Origin of the sequence: Planococcus sp. MSAK28401, assembly GCF_018283455.1 — a bacterium.
Taxonomy (GTDB): Bacteria; Bacillota; Bacilli; order Bacillales_A; family Planococcaceae; genus Planococcus; species Planococcus alpniumensis.
On record NZ_JAAMTH010000001.1, the window covers coordinates 218999 to 236915 of the forward strand.

Consider the following 17917-nt stretch of genomic DNA (forward strand, 5'->3'; position numbering starts at 1 on the left):
GCTGATAAACGGAGGACAATCCAATGAGAGTAACCCAACAAATGATGCATCAAAATTCCGTCAACCATATGCAGCAAAATCTCGGGCGCTTTGAGAAAACCAACTTGCAGGCATCAAGCGGTAAATTGCTCCATAAACCGTCCGACGATCCGCAAGCGGTGGCTAAATCGATGAGCTTGAAAACTGTCATGTCGGCAAATGATCAATTTGAACGCAATATCGGAGATGCCAACTTATGGCTGGATGAAAATGATCGCTCCATCCAAGCGATGGTCGATGTCACCCAGCGCATCCGGGAGCTTGGGGTTCAAGGCGGGAGCGGAATATTATCTCCAGAAGATCGCGAATTGATTTTCAAAGAGGTCGGCGTGCTGAATGAGCAATTACGCCAATTTGCCAACTCGGAAGTTGATGGAAGATATTTATTTGGGGGTACGGATGGTACGGTGAAGCCATTTCCAACAGCTACTTCATTTGAAACAGTCGATGTTGACGGCCCGGTGAAAACGGCTAAAATCGGCCCGGGCTTACAAGTTGAAATTGGTATTCTGCCTCAAACGCTCGTCGGCAATGCAGAAGATCCGAGCAATTTGTTCTGGGTGGTCGGCCAACTTGCTGACAGCATCCAAGCGGGCGGGCAAGTTGGACTGGATGGCATTGACGAAGCGCTGGAACGTTTATTAACCGCAGCGGCTGAAAACGGCGCCCGCCAAAACCGAATCGAAGCGACCGAAAGCCGCATATTGGACGCCAAGCTTTCTCTTGGATCTGCGTTATCTTCTATAGAAGATGTAGACTATGCTGAAATACTAATAAAGTTAAAAAGTGAGGAAAGCATTTACCAAGCGAGCCTGTCATCATCTGCCAAGATCATGCAGACAAACTTAATGGATTTTCTTCGATAAACGGCGGATGCATACAGGCATCGGCTGTTTTTATTTTTAGAAACCCAGTTATGGGAACTTTGAGTCCGATCAAACAACTTAGAGAACAAGAGAATTCCTTGAGTGGCTGCTATCCATTTCATTACATAAGAAAACCCGTATTTCCAGGAGTAATCTGGAAATACGGGTTTTTTTGTTGCTATAGCAATCAAATATAAAATGGATAATTTTAGGACTTCATCGTATTGACTAAGCCCATCATATCGTCCGCAAAAGAAATCGCGCGGCCTTGTGATTGAAAGAGGCGCTGCGTGGCGATCAGTTCGGTCATTTCGCTCGCCATGTCAACGTTTGAAGTTTCCAGCACCGCTTGGGAAATAGCAGAACCTCCGAGTTCCAAGGCGCCGGCTGCAATTTGCTCGGCTTCAGTCCCAGGCAAGCGGTAGCGGTTATCGCCTGTTTTTTCCAGTAGGGCGGTCCGGTTAATTTGAGCGGTTCCGAATTGGAAAGTTTCAGCCGCTTGGCCGGCATAAGTTGCCGTCACGAAGCCGTTTGTCCCGATGTTCAATTCTTCGTATCCCGCTGCAAGCGTGATCGGCGTTCCATCAGCGTCCAGCACTGAATCGCCCGAAGCGGTGACAAGCGCCAATCGCTCGCTGCCTGCAATCGGCTCGGCTTGGAACGATCCGTTTCTAGTGTAATAAATGCCCTCTTCGTTCGAGACCCGGAAATAGCTATTCGGGGAATCGATGGCAAAATCCAATTCACGGCCGGTTTGCTGCATTTGGCCGAGCGAATGCCGGGTGACGCCGTCGGATAACAGCGTCCCTCCGCCAATGCGCAGACCGTTTGGCGTGCTCCGGCCGATTTCATTGGCAGGGCCGGCTTGCTTGTTGACGCTATGAAGCAGCGTGTCTGCAAAATTAGCTTCTTGTTTTTTATAACCGGTCGTATTGACATTGGCGACGTTATTGGCGATCATGTCGATTTTCTTCTGCAGTTCGCGCATTGAGCTGCTCGCTGCGTTCATTTGGATGTTCATCTGTTTGGCTCCTTATTAAACCCGCCCGATTTCATTGACCGCTTTTTCCATGCTGCGGTCATAGGCCTGGATTACTTTTTGGTTGGATTCAAATCCACGATAAGCGGTCATCATATCGGTCATCGTTCGTGTCAAATCGACATTCGACTGTTCGATGAAGCCTTGCTTGACGAATCGTTCAGCATCTTCAGCGAGTGCCGGTGCGTCCGCGTCGTCTCCCGCCCAAGCAAGCAAGTTATGGCCTTGCTTGATCAGTTGTTCCGGCTCATTTGCAGTCCCGATCCATAAGCTTCCGGCATTGGTTCCATCCGCTAGGGTAAGGCCGCCATTATTTTGAACAGCAAAGCCGCTATCGCCGACTTGCAGCGGCTGAAGGTTATCGCCAAGCACTCGCTGGCCGAAGCTGGTGGCAAGAAATCCTTCCGCATCGACCGTAAACTGTCCATTTCGCGTATAGCGAACGTCGCCTTCTTCGGTTTCAACCGCAAACAACAAAGTGCCGCGCTCGCCGGTTTCGGCATCCGGCAATAAATTATCGTCGACCAAAGCCAAATCGGTGGCGTTGCCTGTTTCGCGTATCGGCCCCTGCAAAAATGAAGGAATGGCTTCTTGGACGTAGACGCCAGTGGAGAGCCTGCCAATCGGCGCAGGCTGATTGGCATTTTGCGCCTTAATCAATTGCTGTGGAAATGAACGAATTGCCGATTCGTCTGTCTTGAATCCCGGAGTATTGGAATTAGATAGATTATTTGTCAATATTTGTTGATTTCTATTTTGAGACATCATTCCCGAAGTCGCTGTGTATAATCCTCGAAACATATTACCTATTCACCCTCTATTTTTTAGTCTTTAGAACTATTAGTTCAATGTGATATTCTCATTTTAACAGAAAACCGTAGATTAAATGGAAAAAATAGTAGAATTTTTTTATAAAATAAAATAGCCAAAATAAAAAAAGCATGATACTATACCGAGGTAGTGATGACTCAAAATGATTCTAAAAGACGAGTTTAAAGAAAAATATACCCATATCATGACGAAAATAGCAAACTTATACGAAAGTTAAGGACGCAAAGCTACGGGTCTAACTGTCTAAGACACAGGATCGCCGGGCTACCGAAAGATGGTAGATTTGACTCAAATCCGCCTTTTTCAAAGTGGGTTTTTTATTTGGGCAAATTTTAGAAACGGGGGAGAAAAAAGATGAATATCTTTCCATCAAGCATTCAAAAAATGGAGCAAGCGTTGTCGACTTCAACACTCAAACAACGTGTCCATGCAGGAAATATCGCCAATGTCGACACGGCCAACTACAAAAGCAAGCAAGTGAATTTTCAGCAGGCGATGGAACAAGCAAGTGCTTCACAGATGAAGAGCTATCGTACCGATACACGCCACCTGGAGTTTCAAAGCGGGCAAGGGGCCTCGCCGGTGACAGTCAACCACAATACAAAAATGACGCCGAACGGCAATAATGTCGATATGGATTTTGAAATGGCGGAGCTTGCGAAAAACCAATTATGGTATAACGCCGTTACAGAGCGCGTCAACGGCAAGTTGTCCAGTTTGAGTTCAGTCATCAATGGAGGGAGATAAAGTGTATGTCTTTATTTAATGGCCTGAACATTAGCGCATCCGGCCTCACCGCCAATCGTTTGCGGATGGATGTTGTGTCTTCGAATATTGCCAATGCCAATACGAACCGCGCTGAATTGGTCGACGGGGAATGGGTACCGTACCGCCGCAAGACCGTGGAATTATCGACAGCCGGCACATCGCCGTTTGCCAAACAGCTGACGGCAGCCATGGAAAATAAAGGAGCCGGAGCCGGTGTAAAAGCGAGCGCGATCCGCGAAGATGCGACGCCATTTCCTGTTACCTACGATCCAGAGCATCCGGATGCCGATGCAGAAGGCTACGTACGCACATCGAATGTGGATCCGATTAAGGAAATGGTCGATTTGATGTCGGCGACGCGTTCCTATGAAGCAAACGTCACCGCGATGAACGCTTCAAAAAGCATGTTTATGAAAGCACTTGAAATCGGAAAATAACGAAGTTTAGTTTAGGAGGGGCAGCATGGATAAAATTGCACAGTTGCAGACGCCGTTTCTGCAAAATCAATTCTTGGAAAAAATGCAACCGGAGCCGCAAGCGACAGGGTTCGGAGATGTCTTCAAGAATGCATTGAAAGAAGTCAGCGCGGCGCAAAATGTATCCGATAAAAAGACGGATCAATTGTTGACGGGCGAAGTGAAAGATGTCCATGAAGTGATGATCGCTTCGCAAAAAGCGAGCTTGTCGCTGCAAATGACGATGCAAGTGCGCAACAAAGTAGTGGAAGCGTACCAAGAAGTGATGAGAATGCAGGTATGAAAACGATTAAGGTGTGCGTTCAATGAAAGAGAAGTTCGAAACTTATAAAACCAAAACAAAAGACTCCTGGGGCAGTTTATCGAAAGCGACCAAATGGCTGATGGCCGCGTCCTTTTTCATCACATTACTTGCCCTAGGGCTTTTTGTTTTCTTCAATAGCCAAACGAATATGTCGCCTTTGTACTCCAATCTGGATCCTGCGGAAGCAGGCGAAATCAAGGCGGCGATTGAAACCCAAGGAATTCCAGTCGAAGTGTCAACGGACGGTTCGACCATCTCCGTCCCGGACGAGCAAGTTGCCAGCTTGAAAGTAAGCTTAGCGGCAGAAGGTTTGCCGAAAAACGGCAATGTCACTTACGGCATATTCAGTGAAAATATGGGGCTCGGCATGACCGACCGCCATTTTGACGTTGTCGAACGCGATGCGATGCAAAACGAACTTGCGTATTTGGTAAAACAAATCGCCGGCGTGACTGATGCGAACGTCATGATCACCTTGCCGAAAGAAAACGTTTGGTTGACCGATGAAGAACAAGTATCGACCGCATCAATTGTCATCCAAGGCGATGGCACCTTGAATTTGGACCAGAAACAAATCAACGGTTTGTATCATTTGGTCAGCAAATCAGTGCCGAATCTGCCGATGGAGCAAATCGTCATCATGGACCAAAACGGACAAGTATTCGAATTGCAAGATACAGGAGCACCGGACACCAATTTGACGGTGTATCAGCAAAACCGCGAAATCCAGCAAGGCATCGAACAAGACATACAGCGCGAATTGCAGCAGATGCTCGGGCTCTTGCTCGGGCAGGACAAAGTCGTTGTTTCTGTGATGGCGAATATCGATTTCACGAAAGAAAAACGCGAAGAACAATTGGTGGAGCCAGTGGATCTCGAAACGGGCGAAGGCATCGACATCAGCGTTGAGCGGATTGTTGAAACTTACGCAAGTGAAGGCGCCGCCTTGGCAGATGATGCCGGAACCGGGGAAACGGATATTGCCAATTACCCCGCAGCAGATGGATCTGGGACGAGTGAATCCGAACGGACTGAAGAGCGCATCAACCGGGAAGTCAACCGAATTAGCCGCCAAATCGAGATGAGCCCTTATGTCATCGACGATATTACGATCAATGTCGGCGTAGAACCGCCAGTGCCGGACAATCCGGCAAGTTTGACTGAGCAGAACATGACGGATATCCGCAATTTACTCGGGAATACGGTCAGCGCTTCGCTCAGCATGAACGAATTCCAACCGACGCCGGCAGAGCTCGACGACCGAATTTCCATCTTTGCGACAGAATTCCAAGGTCGTCCGGAGTTGGCCGAAGAAGAGCCAGTCACGACTTTCTGGACAGGCGTTCCGCTTCTTTGGTACGTAGTGGCCGGCGTGGCCATTATCCTGTTGGCAGGCATCATTCTCCTTGTGGCCAAGAGACGCAAAAAGCAGCAGGAAGAATTAGCGGCAGAGCTTGAGATGGATTATTTCGAGCGAGCGGCTGCGAAAATGCAACCGGCAGCAACCGAACAAGACGGTGGAGTCGATTTGTCGGAATTTAATAATCGTACCAATCCGAAGCGCAAAACCATCGAGAAGCTTGCGAAAGGGCGTCCTGATGATTTTACAAATCTACTGCGCTCATGGATGGCGGATGATTAGGGGAGAATTGAATGGTAGAACGCATTAAAGAATTGACAGGAATCCAAAAAGTCGCCGTATTGCTCGTAGGTATGGGCCCTGACGTTTCCGTTGAAGTATTCAAGCGCTTGTCTGAGAGAGAAATTGACCAATTAACGATGGAAATCTCCAATGTCCGTCAATTGAAGAATAGCCAGACAGAAAAAGTGATCAATGAATTTTACGAAATGGTATTGGCACAAGATTATATGAACGAAGGCGGGCTCAGCTATGCGCGTGAAGTTCTCGAAAAAGCGCTCGGCAAAGAAAAAGCCATCGACACGATTGGCCGGTTGTCGAACCGCCTTCAAGTCAAGCCGTTCAATTTTGCCAGGCGCTTGGATCCGGCGCGCCTTGTCACGGTGCTTCAGCACGAACAAGCGCAGACCATCGCCTTGGTGCTGTCTTATCTAGATCCAAAGCAGTCCTCGCAAATTCTGTCCCAGCTGCCGTCAGAACAGCGGGCAGAAGTGGCAAAGAGAATTGCATTAATGGAAAGTACGTCACCCGATGTCATTCAGCAAGTCGAACAAATTTTGGAACGGAAATTATCTTCTGTGAACGGTGTCCAGGATTACGCAGTGACCGGTGGGGTGGAAGCGATTGTCCGCGTCCTCAACCAAGTCGATCGAAGCACAGAAAAGGCTATCTTATCTGAACTTGAAAGCGGAAGCCCGGACCTCGTTGCAGAAATCAAAAAACTTATGTTTGTCTTTGAAGATCTTGTTAAGTTGGACGTGCGTTCGATACAGCGGGTTATTCGCGAAGTCAGCGATGTGGAATTGAGCCTGGCATTGAAGGCAGCCAGTGACGAAGTCAAGGAAAGCATATTCAGAAACATGTCCTCAAGGCGTTCCGAACTGATTCGAGAAGAGATAGAAGTGATGGGGCCTGTGAAATTGAAGGATGTGGAAAATGCGCAGACAGAAATCGTAGCGCTCATCCGCAAACTTGAAGAAGAGGGCGAAATCACCGTTTCCCGGGAAGAGGGAGATGAACTGATTGTCTAACATCATCCGCAGCACCGAACAAAGCGGCACGAAAATCATCGGATTGCGCAAAGTGGAAACCCGCCGGCCGTTCGAAGCGCAAGCGGATTCAGACATCGAACAATACGGCGAGCGTTTGAAAAGCGAAGTCAGCGGTCTGGAGCAGCAATTGGACACGCTGAGAAAACAACTGGCCGAAGAACAGCAGCAAGCACAAGCAGAAATGGCCGAATGGCGTGAAACCCAACAGCAACAAGCATTAGAAGAAGCGGAACGACAGGCGCAAGCTGCTGCGGAAGCAGGATTTCAAGAAGGCTTCACACAAGGGTTCGCCCAAGCTGAGGCGGATTTTCTCCAAAAGCGCGAGCTGATGGAAAGCTTGATCGCCGCCGCCTACGAAGAACAGCGCCGCATCATCCGGGAATCGGAACCGTTCTTGCTGTCGCTCAGCACCGAAATCGCGCGGAAAATCATCCGCAATGAATTGATGCAAGACGATGTGCAACTCTTGTCGATCATCCGCCACGCGCTTCGGCAAGCGGACGATACGGAAGAAGTCGCCATCCATGTGGCACTCGAAGACTATCCGGCGATGCTGCCTTTTGAAGACGAGTTGAAAAGCTATATCCGGGCAGGCGCAGAACTCAAACTGATGCCGGTCGCAGGGCAAGCGCCTTCCGGCTGCACCATTCATACGAAAAACGGCTCGTTTGACGCGACACTCGATAGCCAGCTAAACGAAATCAAAAAGCAATTGCTCGTTTATTGTGAGGAGAAATCCAATGATGAAACTGATAGATAGCGAGTATCTGACGCTGCTGGAAGAAATCGAGCCGGTGAGAAAACACGGGAAAGTCGTCCAAGTGATCGGCTTGACCATCGAAGCGCAAGGCCCAAACGCCAAGCTCGGCGAGTTGTGCTTATTGTACCCGAGCCGTTTTGATCCCCCGATCGAAGCGGAAGTGGTCGGCTTCAAGGAAAACAAAATCATGCTCATGCCATTGCGCGATTTGGCACAAGTCGGGCCAGGCTGCCTCGTCGTGGCAACAGGCGTGCCGTTGCAGATCCGTGTCGGCCCAGCCATTCTTGGAAAAATCCTCGACGGCACCGGCAAGCCTTTGGATGACAATAAATTGCCGAAAGGCTTGAAGAAATATTCTACGACCAACACGCCGCCGAACCCGCTGAAACGGCCGCGCATCGACAAACCCTTGGAAGTGGGCGTGCGTGCGATCGACGGCTTGCTGACGGTCGGGCAAGGCCAGCGCATCGGCGTCTTCGCCGGAAGCGGCGTCGGAAAAAGCACGCTCATGGGCATGATCGCCCGCAACACCGAAGCCGATGTCAACGTCATCGCGCTGATCGGCGAGCGTGGCCGGGAAGTGCGTGATTTCATCGAGCGCGATCTCGGCCCGGAAGGATTGAAAAACTCGGTCGTCGTCGCTGCAACCTCCGACCAGACACCGATGCAGCGCATCAAAGGAGCATTGACGGCCACGGCGATCGCGGAGTATTTCCGCGACCAAGGGAAAAACGTCATGTTGATGATGGATTCCGTCACCCGTTTTGCCATGGCGCAGCGCGAAGTGGGCCTGGCGGTCGGTGAACCGCCAACGAGTAAAGGGTATACGCCAAGCGTCTTCGCTTTATTGCCGCGCTTACTGGAACGCTCCGGCACCTCGTCGAAAGGATCGATCACGGCATTCTACACTGTGCTGGTCGATGGCGATGATATGAACGAACCGATCGCTGATGCGGTGCGCGGCATCTTGGACGGCCACATCGTTTTAGACCGCAAATTGGCGCAAAAGGGGCAGTTCCCGGCAATCAATATCATGGCAAGTGTGAGCCGCGTCATGAATGAAGTGACAACGCGCGACCACCAAAGAGCCGCGACCGAATTGAAGCGATTGCTCGCAGCCCATGATTCAGCGGAAGACTTAATCAATATCGGAGCCTATAAAAGCGGCGCCAATAAAGAAATCGATGAAGCGATCCGCGCGTATCCATTGATTCGCGAATATTTACAGCAAGATATTTACGAGAAAGCCGAATTGACGGAGAGCGTCGAACGGCTCGCACGACAATTTGGAGGTGCTGAAACGTGACACGATTCAATTTCCGATTCCAGAAAATTCTCGAATTGAAAGAAAACGAAACCCAGCTGGCACAAGTAGAGATGGCCGAAGCGCTGAAAAAAGAGCAAGCCGTCCGCGAGCAAAGTGAAGTATTGCATAGCAAGATTACCCAGGCGGAAGAAATGAAAAAAACAAAAGAGCAAAAAGGCATCCCCATCTCCGAGCTGCGCATGCTAGAAGAATACATCCATCAGCTCTATGAGCAGTCATTCATGGCGAAACGAGAAGTCGCAACCCACGAACGCAATGTCTCGAGAAGCCAAGATGCATTGAAAGAAAAAGCGCGCGAAGAAAAAACCTGGGGCAATTTAAAAGAGCAAAACTATGCTGCCCACCAGAAAGAACACCAAGCGGCAGAACAAAACTTTTTCGATGACCTGGCCGGCAGCCGCTATTACCGCCTCGGCAGAACCGGTGATGCACAGTGAACGCGCTGGTGTCTGCGTTAACCAGCCGGCCCGTTGCACCCGCAGCTGTAGTGAAAACGCCGGCAAGCAATGAGCCCGCGGGACAATTTGGTCAATTGCTTATGGCGCTATCGGCGGATTCGACACAGCCGCAAGCGGAGCCAGAAGCTGCCTTGGAAGAGTTGCCGTTGAAAGAACTCACCGCGCTCCTCGAGCAATTATCGGGCATGCCCAAAGAACAATTGACCGAAGAGCAGCAAGCTTTGCAATACGCAGTCTTCCAGTTGCTCGCAGATGTGAAAGGGGAACAGTTGCAGCAAGCCATCGAAGCCTTTAGTTCCGACGAAGAGGTGCAAAGTGAATTAACTGCATTAGTAAAACAAATAAAATCCTTATTGCTGACTGCTAAAGAATTCGCACAACCCGCTGGATTTTCGGGGGTCGCGGAAAAAGAAATTGCCTCAGCCGAAGCGGCACCGGAAGAAGCGCTGCGCCCGCTTATCGAGTTGGCTGCGCAGCTGAAAGAAGAAACGCTTCCTTCAGAAAAATTGCTGTTATTGAAAGAGCTTACGCCTATCAAAACGGAAGCGCGCCTGCCATTTACACAGACGCCTGCCGCATGGCTCCACGCGCTGTCGAAGGAGAGCACTCAAGCTAACAGTGCGGTTGAGCAGCAAGCGCCTGACACGCAAGCTACGAAAGCGGTGCCTGCAGAAGGTGAAGTGGTTCCAAAAGCGGAAGCGGTTCAGCCTGCAGCTCCTGTGAAGACAGAAGGGCAGACGCAGGCCGCCGTGATTCCGGCAGCAATTGCTGATCAAAAGCCAGTGGATGTCCCGGTTCGACAAGTGCCGGTGCAGAAGCTTTCAGAAACACTCGCAGAATGGATCAGTTCACCGGCCCGCTTGAGCGCCGGTGGAAATGAAACGCGCTTGCGCATCAATATCTTTCCTGAACACCTCGGCCATCTGGAGATTTTGGTGAGTACGGCAGGCGGCAAAGTCAGCGCGCAAATCATCGCGAGCCAAGGCGCAGCAAAAGAAGCAGTAGAGTTTCAATTAAATCAATTGCGCATGTCACTGTCTCAGCAAGGTGTGGAGATCGATCGCTTGGAAGTGCGGGAAGAGCGCAGTTCATCCGAATTCCAACAGCACGAACGGCAGCGGGAATCGCCTTTCGCAGATGCGCCGGGAAATAGCGCTAGCCGGCGTAGCGGAAGCGGCGGAGAAGCCATTTCGGATGATGCCGAGATAGCGCCGAAGCGCCAGCGTGAAGCTGTTTCAATGAATGGCCAAGTGGATTACAGCGTTTAACAAAGGGGACTGATTGGATGAATATCACCACAGCAACAACAGCGGCGAATCAGCCGGCGGCAGCTACAGAAAAAACAAAGCCGGATGCACTTGGGCAAGATGCTTTCCTGAAAATCCTGATCGCCCAGCTGAAATACCAAGATCCGATGGAACCGCAGAAAGATGCGGAATTCATTGGGCAGATGGCACAGTTCAGCAGCCTCGAGCAATTGACGCAATTGAACAAGACGATGACAGGCTACGCCGGAGAAGGCGGAAGCGCATCGCTTGCAGGTTCTGCCCATTTGCTTGGGACCGAAGTCAGCTGGTCGGCGAATGAACAAGCTGGCACGGGGATTGTCAAAGCTGTCACGATGAAAAATGGCGAAATCATGGTCGAGCTGGCAGACGGGGAAACGAAGATTCCATTGTCGGCCATTGAACGGATCGAACAGCAAGGCGAAACCAAAAACGAACAGGCGGCCGAGCAAGCTTAAACTTGCAGCCAGCTGAAAGGGGAAATGAAAAATGTTGCGTTCTATGTACTCCGGGATTTCCGGCATGAAAAACTTCCAGGTGAAATTGGATGTTATCGGTAATAATATTTCCAACGTCAATACGGTCGGATTCAAAAAAAGCACTATCACCTTCCAAGATCTATTAAGTCAGAATATGTCCAACAGTGGTGCCAACCCGATGCAAGTCGGCCTTGGTTCGACCAGCGCATCCTTAAATGTTAACCATAATGCGGGATCAGCGATGTCAACAGGCGTCGGAACTGATTTGACGATTATGGGTGATGGGTTCTTCGTCGTACAAGATCCAGAAGCACCTGGCGCTGAGGGGCAATATTTAACACGTGCAGGTAATTTCACGGTCACAGCTGATGGAAACTTGGTCACGGCTCAAGGTTATAACGTATTAAACGATAATGGACAGCCGATCAATATCAGTGGCTACGATTCTTACACAATCAACCGTCTTGGCGAGGTGATCGGAAAGCAAGCGGACGGAACCGAAGTGGTAGAAGCAACCATTGGCATCGCCTCTCCTGAAAACCCGGCTGGCCTACGTAAATTCGGGGGCTCTTTATATGAAATGACCAACCTTGCAAGCCCTGCAGGCCTGGTGATTGAAAACGCAACACAAGCGGGAACGGAAATCGGTTCTGGAATGCTGGAAATGTCCAACGTTGACCTTACGGAAGAGTTCACGGAAATGATTATCGCACAGCGCGGCTTCCAAGCGAATTCACGGACCATCACGACTTCTGATGAACTGCTTCAGGAAGTCGTGAACTTGAAACGATGATAAAACCGGCTGAATGGAGTGGAACACAATGATTCGCTTAACGAGGCTGAACCGTTCTGAAATCGTCTTGAATGCGGTCTATATTGAGCGCATTGAAGCTATGCCGGATACGGTTGTCACGCTTACTACCGGAAGAAAAGTGCATGTGTTGGAGCCAGTCCGGACAGTGATTGAACTAGTGACGGCTTATTACCGGGATATCAACATCCTGCCGAAATTGCACGATGCACCCATGGAAGAGTAAGGAGAGTCAGTATGGAAACAAATTTTTCAGGCACCAACACAGAAGCCTTGAACAGCAAGAAAATTCATACCTATGATTTCAAGAAGGCCTTGCGGTTTTCACAAGATCAGATTCGGACGCTATCCCGCATCCATGAGAACTTTGCGCGTCTCTTGACTTCCTATTTTTCGACACAATTGCGCACCTATGTACAGATTACTGCTGAAAAGGTAGAGCAAGTATCCTATACAGATTTTCTAGAGAATATTGAGAAGAAATCGATTCTCGGCGTATTTGAAGCCCCTCCGCTTAATGGCAGCATGGTGATGAAATTCTCGCCGGAAGTGGCATACGTCATGTTCGACCGCTTACTCGGCGGGCAAGGAAATATCGTGCAAAGGCCGAGTGATTTGACTGAGATTGAAATCAGTGTCATCAACCGGATCTTTGCACAGTCTCTAAGTTGCTTTCAGGAAGCATGGACATCGGTCATTGATTTATCGCCAGAATTGAAGGAAGTTGAAGTAAATCCACAATTTTTGCCGATGGCTTCGCCGAATGAAACGGTCATCATCGTTAAATTGCAGGCGAAGATTGGCGAAACTGAAGGCGAGATTCAGTTATGTCTTCCGCATTTGGTGCTAGAACAGGTCTTGCCGAAATTATCTGCACGCCATTGGCTGGCAAGCCAGAAAAAAGCTGTAGAGCATCAAGAAGTGGAAGTGCTTGAAAGACGCCTTCACGCAACGAAGATGGACGTAGCGGCAGTGCTGGGCGAAGTGGCAATCGATATCAAGGATTTTCTAGACCTGAAAAAAGGCGATATTCTTCGCTTGGATGAATCAATTGATGCTCCGGTAAAACTGTATATTGACCAGAAACAGAAATTCCTCGCACAACCAGGAATTTCTAAAGGCCGCCTGGCGGTACAAATTACCGGCTTGTGCGGGGAAGGGGAAGTTTGCGATGAAGGATGAGCGCCTATCGCCTGAAGAGATGAAAGGGTTGTTGAATAAGGCGGACAGCACCGTCCCGCAGGAAGCTTTAGGCAGCCATGAACTGGGCGTATTGAAAGAATTGTTCTGCACAGCGTTCGGCGGCACCGCTGCACTGCGCGACCCGCTGTTTCCGGAAACGGCAGCTATCAAAGGGCCGGTTTGGAGCGTAAAGAGCAAGGATGAGCTGTTTGCTGAAGCCGAGACGCCGGTTTATGTCGCGCTCGGCGAATACAGCGGCTTGTTGAAAATGCCGCAAATCGTCACGCTCGACCAAGCAGAGGCGGATGCGATGGCATCGGAGTTGTCAGGTGAAACAGACAGCGACAAGCTTTTCGCGGCAGTCCAGGATATGCTCGTGCGCCTGTTCGGGTCATCGGCGACCGCTTTGTCGATGGTGAGCGGCCAAGAAGTCGGTTATTCCTTATCGGGCATGGACATTCTGGAGGCGGGACAGAAATTTCCGTTCACTCATTTCACGAAAGAGCAATGGTTTGCTGAAGCGCTGTTTACGCTGACTGTCGGCGACCGCCAAAATGTAGCGTTCCGCATGTATTTGCCGGCTGGCCCGTGCCGAGAGTTGGCCGAAGAGCTGGCAGGCTGCGAGCATGCGGAAGAAGCGAAGGAGATACAGGATATGTCATCAAACGAACATCAACAACCAGAAAAAACTTCACAGCCGGCGGATGCTAACGGGCCGAACGTCCAGTCCGTCCAATTCTCGAGCTTTGATGAAATCGCCGCTGAACAATCGGCGCCGAACAACCTTGACATGCTCTTGGACATTCCGCTGCAAGTGACGGTGGAACTTGGCCGGACAAAACGGATGGTCAAGGAAATCCTCGAGATGTCGCAAGGATCGATCGTCGAACTCGACAAACTGGCGGGAGAGCCGGTGGACATTCTCATCAACAACAAACTGATCGCAGTCGGAGAAGTGGTCGTCATCGACGAAAACTTCGGCGTGCGGGTAACAGATATTTTAAGTACGGCAGAGCGCATTTCCAAATTGCGTTGATGCAAGGCAAAGGAGTACGGCAAGTGTGAATTACAGACAATGGATCTTACTACTCATAGCGCTCGCTGCCCTTTGGTTTGCTGCACCGGCAATGGCGTCTGCGGATACGGGAAATGTAGCCGATTGGCTGAAAGAAGACCCGGCAAGCGAAACGGAACCGGCAGAAGCGGAAGCGGTGCCGGAGATCGAAGAGAAAAGTTTCGCTGGGCTCATCGGGCAATTGATTTTCTATACCTTGCTGATCGCCGGATTGATTTACGGGCTCATCAAATTTTTGGCCATGCGCCAAAAAGGCGTGCAGTCGCAGCGTGCGGTCCAGCTGATGGGCGGCTCGCCGCTCGGCCAGAACAAATCGCTGCAGCTGGTCAAAGTCGGCGGCCAATTTTACTTGATTGGCGTGGGCAACGAAGTGACACTCATCAAGGAGTTTTCGGGAGAAGACGAGATTGCCGCTTTGGAACAAGATTTGGAACAACAGCGTCCAGCTACATCCGCGTTGTTTGGAAATAGCGGCAAAGCGAAAGCGCCGTTCACGAATTTCGAGCAATACTTCGCCCGCAGTTTGGACAAACAAAAAGAACGGCGCTTGTCTTTCGGTGAAAAGCGCACAGATGACGGGGAGGACCAGCGATGATCCCAGAATTATTATTGGCCATTCCCGGAATCTCGCTCGATAATACCGATCCCGGAGATGTTTCGACGACTTTGCAATTATTATTAATGCTGACGGTGTTGTCGCTCGCACCAGGCATTCTCATCATGATGACGAGTTTCACGCGCATCATCATCGTCTTGAGCTTCGTGCGGACAGGGCTCGGGACGCAATCGATGCCCCCGAACCAAGTACTGGTCGGATTGGCATTATTTTTAACCTTTTTCATCATGGCGCCGGTTGCAACGGAAATGAACGATACCGCGCTCCAGCCGTATTTGGACGAAGAACTGAACCAGGAAGAAGCGCTCGATGCCGCTATGTTGCCAATCAAGGAATTCATGGCACAGCATACGCGCGAAAAAGACTTGGCGTTGTTTTTCAAATACGCCGAACTTGAAAAGCCGGACGGCATCGAAGGCATTCCATTGACTTCGCTGGTCCCGGCATTCGCACTTAGCGAATTAAAGACCGCTTTCCAGATCGGCTTCGTCATTTTCATCCCGTTTTTGATCATTGATATGGTCGTCGCATCGACCTTGATGGCGATGGGGATGATGATGCTGCCGCCGGTCATGATCTCACTGCCTTTTAAAATCTTATTGTTCGTCCTGGTGGATGGATGGTACTTAATCATCGAATCGCTGCTTGTCAGCTTTTAGCGAGAGGAAGAATTTATTTGACGCCGGATATGGTCATCAAACTAGCAGAACAATCCATTTACCTCATCATTCTCATATCAGCTCCGCTATTGCTCATCGCACTGGGAGTGGGGCTATTGGTCAGTGTATTCCAGGCCATGACCCAAATCCAGGAGCAAACTCTGGCATTCATCCCGAAAATACTGGCGGTATTCCTGTCGCTGGTCATTTTCGGCCCCTGGATGCTGACGATGCTCCTGGATTATACGCGCGATTTGTTCGAGCAGCTTCCACGGTTTATCGGATAAGCGCCGATGAATGATGTTCTTAATCTGCTGCCGTTCTTCTTGCTCGTGCTCATCCGCCTTACCGCTTTTTTCCTGATTGCGCCGCTGTTTGCGATGAGGGGCGTGCCCAATCAATTCAAAATCGGCATCGCCGCTTTTCTCGCGCTGACGGCGACCACTGCGTGGGCTCCGGAAACCGCAGTGGTGCTCGATGGCAGCTACACGTTGTTGATCTTCAAGGAATTGGCGGTCGGTTTGGCGCTTGGCTTTACGGCTGCGCTGTTGCTTTATGCGGTGCAAATCGCCGGAGCGTTCATCGATTTCCAGATGGGCTTTGCCATCGCCAATGTCTTGGATCCGCAGACGGGCGCCCAAGTGCCGATCATCGGGCAGTTTAAATATACGCTCGCGCTGTTGTTCCTATTGACTGTCAACGGCCATCATATGATGCTTGACGGCGTGATGCAGAGCTTGCGCGTCCTGCCGGCGGAAGAGTTCTTGTCGGTCGGCGCGGAATCCATCGCGCGTTTTATGACTGATCTGTTTATAGAGATGTTCATTATCGCCTTCCAGATTTCCTTGCCGATCGTCGCGTCGTTGTTTTTGATCGATGTGGCACTTGGAATCCTGACGAAAGCCGTGCCGCAATTGAATATCTTTGCAGTCGGCTTGCCGCTGAAAATCTTCGTCGGCTTTGTATTGTTGCTTTTGACGATGACCGTGTTCTTTTATTTGTTGCAGGTCCTCTTTGAAAAAATGATGGTCAGCATGGGCGAATTAATCAGCTTATTGGGAGGCGGATAGGATGAAACGCTATCCATTGAACCTGGACCTGCAGTTTTTTGCCGGCGAAAAGACCGAAAAGGCAACGCCTCAAAAGCGCCAGGAATCACGCAAAAAAGGCCAAGTCGCCAAAAGCCAGGAAGTCGCGGCCGCACTCATCATGCTCGGCGGCATCCTCGTCCTGAGTTTTCTCGGGGAATGGATGCTTGACCAATTGCTAGCCATTTACCGCATCAATTACATCCAATACATCAGTTGGGACATCACGCCAGACACGATCCGGCTCATGTTCGAACAATTGGCCATGGATGCGTTCTTGGTCATTGTGCCGATCATGCTGGTTGGGGTGGTCTTTGGATTTCTCGGAAATTATATGCAAGTGGGGCCGCTTTTTACGGCAGAACCGTTAAAAGCGAAGCTTGAGCGGCTCGATCCGATCAAAGGCGCGAAAAGGATTTTCTCGGTTCGCGCGCTTGTGGAACTGGCCAAATCTTTGATGAAGATTGCGATTGTCGGGGGCGCAGCTTTTGGCGTCTTGTGGTTCGGGCAGGAAGAGATTTTCTCGCTGTCGCGGCAAAGCCTGCGCGACTCCCTGAGCCTTGTCGGCGGCCTCGTCCTCCAGATGGGCATGGTCGCGGCACTGATTTTGCTGTCTTTATCAACGCTCGACTACATGTATCAGAAATACGAGTTCGAAAAGGGCATCCGGATGTCCAAGCAAGATATTAAAGACGAATACAAAAAGGCGGAAGGCGATCCGTTGATCAAACAAAAGATCAAGGAAAAGCAACGCCAAATGAGCATGAACCGAATGATTCAGGATTTGCCGAACGCTGACGTCGTCATCACCAACCCGACGCATTACGCGATCGCGATCCAATACGACGCCGAAACGATGGAAGCGCCGAAAGTCATTGCAATGGGAAAAGATTTCACGGCGCTTAAGATCAAAGAAAAAGCGAAAGAGCTCGGCATCGTGACAATGGAAAACAAGCCGCTCGCCCGCTCGCTCTACGCGCAAGTATCAATCGGCGATTCCGTGCCGGAAGAATTATTCCTAGCCGTCGCCGAAGTCCTGGCTTATATCTACGCTTTGAAAGGGAAGCTTTCGTAATGTATAGATATACTGAACTGAATGAAGTAAGAACGGATCAGGAGTATTGAATAAATTTATACGCTATAGAGTTTTAAGAAGTAGAAC

At 50.1% G+C, this 17917-nt stretch carries 22 protein-coding genes and 1 riboswitch; of the genes, 20 read left to right on the forward strand and 2 right to left on the reverse strand.

The features are described 5' to 3' along the window. The first annotated feature begins 23 nt into the window (after nt 1-23). Nucleotides 24-905, forward strand: a complete 882-nt coding sequence (gene flgL / locus G3255_RS01195; protein ID WP_211652916.1) for a flagellar hook-associated protein FlgL — start codon at nt 24-26, stop codon at nt 903-905. Between the two features lie 208 nt (nt 906-1113). On the opposite strand, the gene G3255_RS01200 is transcribed toward flgL, so the two are convergent. Then, complete coding sequence (locus tag G3255_RS01200) at nt 1114-1926, reverse strand: flagellar hook-basal body protein (protein ID WP_211652917.1); 813 nt, start codon at nt 1924-1926, stop codon at nt 1114-1116. A gap of 15 nt (nt 1927-1941) precedes the next feature. Next, nucleotides 1942-2745, reverse strand: coding sequence for a flagellar hook-basal body protein (locus G3255_RS01205; protein ID WP_211652918.1), 804 nt, complete (start codon nt 2743-2745; stop codon nt 1942-1944). Nucleotides 2746-2960: 215 nt separating this feature from the next. Further along, nucleotides 2961-3047, forward strand: a riboswitch (cyclic di-GMP riboswitch). An 82-nt stretch (nt 3048-3129) separates the two neighbouring features. Between G3255_RS01205 and flgB the strand changes: the two genes are divergently transcribed. Genes flgB through flhB form a run of 19 tightly spaced genes read left to right on the forward strand, consistent with a single transcriptional unit; the run spans nt 3130 to nt 17830 of the window. Continuing rightward, nucleotides 3130-3522 (forward strand): flagellar basal body rod protein FlgB, encoded by a 393-nt coding sequence (gene flgB, locus G3255_RS01210; protein WP_211652919.1) that lies wholly within the window; start codon nt 3130-3132, stop codon nt 3520-3522. 5 nt (nt 3523-3527) lie between these two features. Continuing rightward, the gene (gene flgC, locus G3255_RS01215) at nt 3528-3980 is read left to right on the forward strand and encodes a flagellar basal body rod protein FlgC (protein ID WP_211652920.1); all 453 of its coding nucleotides are present in this window, start codon (nt 3528-3530) and stop codon (nt 3978-3980) included. A 25-nt stretch (nt 3981-4005) separates the two neighbouring features. Next, complete coding sequence (gene fliE / locus G3255_RS01220; RefSeq protein ID WP_211652921.1) at nt 4006-4302, forward strand: flagellar hook-basal body complex protein FliE; 297 nt, start codon at nt 4006-4008, stop codon at nt 4300-4302. Between the two features lie 22 nt (nt 4303-4324). Then, nucleotides 4325-5965 (forward strand): flagellar basal-body MS-ring/collar protein FliF, encoded by a 1641-nt coding sequence (fliF, locus tag G3255_RS01225; RefSeq protein ID WP_211652922.1) that lies wholly within the window; start codon nt 4325-4327, stop codon nt 5963-5965. Nucleotides 5966-5976: 11 nt separating this feature from the next. Further along, nucleotides 5977-6993, forward strand: coding sequence for a flagellar motor switch protein FliG (gene fliG / locus G3255_RS01230; protein WP_211652923.1), 1017 nt, complete (start codon nt 5977-5979; stop codon nt 6991-6993). Beyond that, the gene (locus G3255_RS01235) at nt 6986-7774 is read left to right on the forward strand and encodes a FliH/SctL family protein (protein ID WP_211652924.1); all 789 of its coding nucleotides are present in this window, start codon (nt 6986-6988) and stop codon (nt 7772-7774) included. Before fliG ends, G3255_RS01235 begins: the two co-directional genes overlap by 8 nt. Then, nucleotides 7758-9080: a flagellar protein export ATPase FliI gene (fliI, locus tag G3255_RS01240; RefSeq protein WP_211655718.1), complete on the forward strand. Its 1323-nt coding sequence runs from the start codon at nt 7758-7760 to the stop codon at nt 9078-9080. The genes G3255_RS01235 and fliI overlap by 17 nt, the downstream gene beginning before the upstream one ends. Then, nucleotides 9077-9538 carry a flagellar export protein FliJ gene (fliJ, locus tag G3255_RS01245; RefSeq protein WP_211652925.1) on the forward strand — a complete coding sequence of 154 codons (462 nt, stop codon included), beginning with the start codon at nt 9077-9079 and terminating at the stop codon, nt 9536-9538. Before fliI ends, fliJ begins: the two co-directional genes overlap by 4 nt. Then, entirely contained in the window at nt 9535-10827 is a 1293-nt protein-coding gene (locus tag G3255_RS01250; RefSeq protein WP_211652926.1) for a flagellar hook-length control protein FliK, read from the forward strand. Before fliJ ends, G3255_RS01250 begins: the two co-directional genes overlap by 4 nt. A 17-nt stretch (nt 10828-10844) precedes the next feature. Then, the gene (locus G3255_RS01255) at nt 10845-11303 is read left to right on the forward strand and encodes a flagellar hook capping FlgD N-terminal domain-containing protein (protein ID WP_211652927.1); all 459 of its coding nucleotides are present in this window, start codon (nt 10845-10847) and stop codon (nt 11301-11303) included. Nucleotides 11304-11334: 31 nt separating this feature from the next. Further along, a complete protein-coding gene (locus G3255_RS01260; protein ID WP_211652928.1) occupies nt 11335-12117 on the forward strand; it encodes a flagellar hook-basal body complex protein in 783 nt (260 codons plus the stop codon). Nucleotides 12118-12145: 28 nt separating this feature from the next. Then, nucleotides 12146-12361 carry a flagellar FlbD family protein gene (locus G3255_RS01265; protein ID WP_211652929.1) on the forward strand — a complete coding sequence of 72 codons (216 nt, stop codon included), beginning with the start codon at nt 12146-12148 and terminating at the stop codon, nt 12359-12361. A gap of 11 nt (nt 12362-12372) precedes the next feature. Then, nucleotides 12373-13317, forward strand: a complete 945-nt coding sequence (gene fliM / locus G3255_RS01270) for a flagellar motor switch protein FliM (protein WP_211652930.1) — start codon at nt 12373-12375, stop codon at nt 13315-13317. Next, on the forward strand, nt 13307-14353 hold the full coding sequence (gene fliN / locus G3255_RS01275) for a flagellar motor switch protein FliN (RefSeq protein ID WP_211652931.1): 1047 nt from the start codon (nt 13307-13309) through the stop codon (nt 14351-14353). The genes fliM and fliN overlap by 11 nt, the downstream gene beginning before the upstream one ends. Nucleotides 14354-14378: 25 nt before the next feature. Beyond that, nucleotides 14379-14987, forward strand: a complete 609-nt coding sequence (locus tag G3255_RS01280) for a flagellar biosynthetic protein FliO (RefSeq protein ID WP_349291397.1) — start codon at nt 14379-14381, stop codon at nt 14985-14987. Then, nucleotides 14984-15667: a flagellar type III secretion system pore protein FliP gene (gene fliP, locus G3255_RS01285; protein WP_211652932.1), complete on the forward strand. Its 684-nt coding sequence runs from the start codon at nt 14984-14986 to the stop codon at nt 15665-15667. Before G3255_RS01280 ends, fliP begins: the two co-directional genes overlap by 4 nt. A gap of 17 nt (nt 15668-15684) precedes the next feature. Then, nucleotides 15685-15954, forward strand: coding sequence for a flagellar biosynthesis protein FliQ (gene fliQ, locus G3255_RS01290; RefSeq protein ID WP_058382069.1), 270 nt, complete (start codon nt 15685-15687; stop codon nt 15952-15954). A gap of 6 nt (nt 15955-15960) precedes the next feature. After that, nucleotides 15961-16737 carry a flagellar biosynthetic protein FliR gene (gene fliR / locus G3255_RS01295; protein ID WP_211652933.1) on the forward strand — a complete coding sequence of 259 codons (777 nt, stop codon included), beginning with the start codon at nt 15961-15963 and terminating at the stop codon, nt 16735-16737. Between the two features lies 1 nt (nt 16738). Next, nucleotides 16739-17830 carry a flagellar biosynthesis protein FlhB gene (flhB, locus tag G3255_RS01300; RefSeq protein WP_211652934.1) on the forward strand — a complete coding sequence of 364 codons (1092 nt, stop codon included), beginning with the start codon at nt 16739-16741 and terminating at the stop codon, nt 17828-17830. Nucleotides 17831-17917 lie beyond the last annotated feature (87 nt).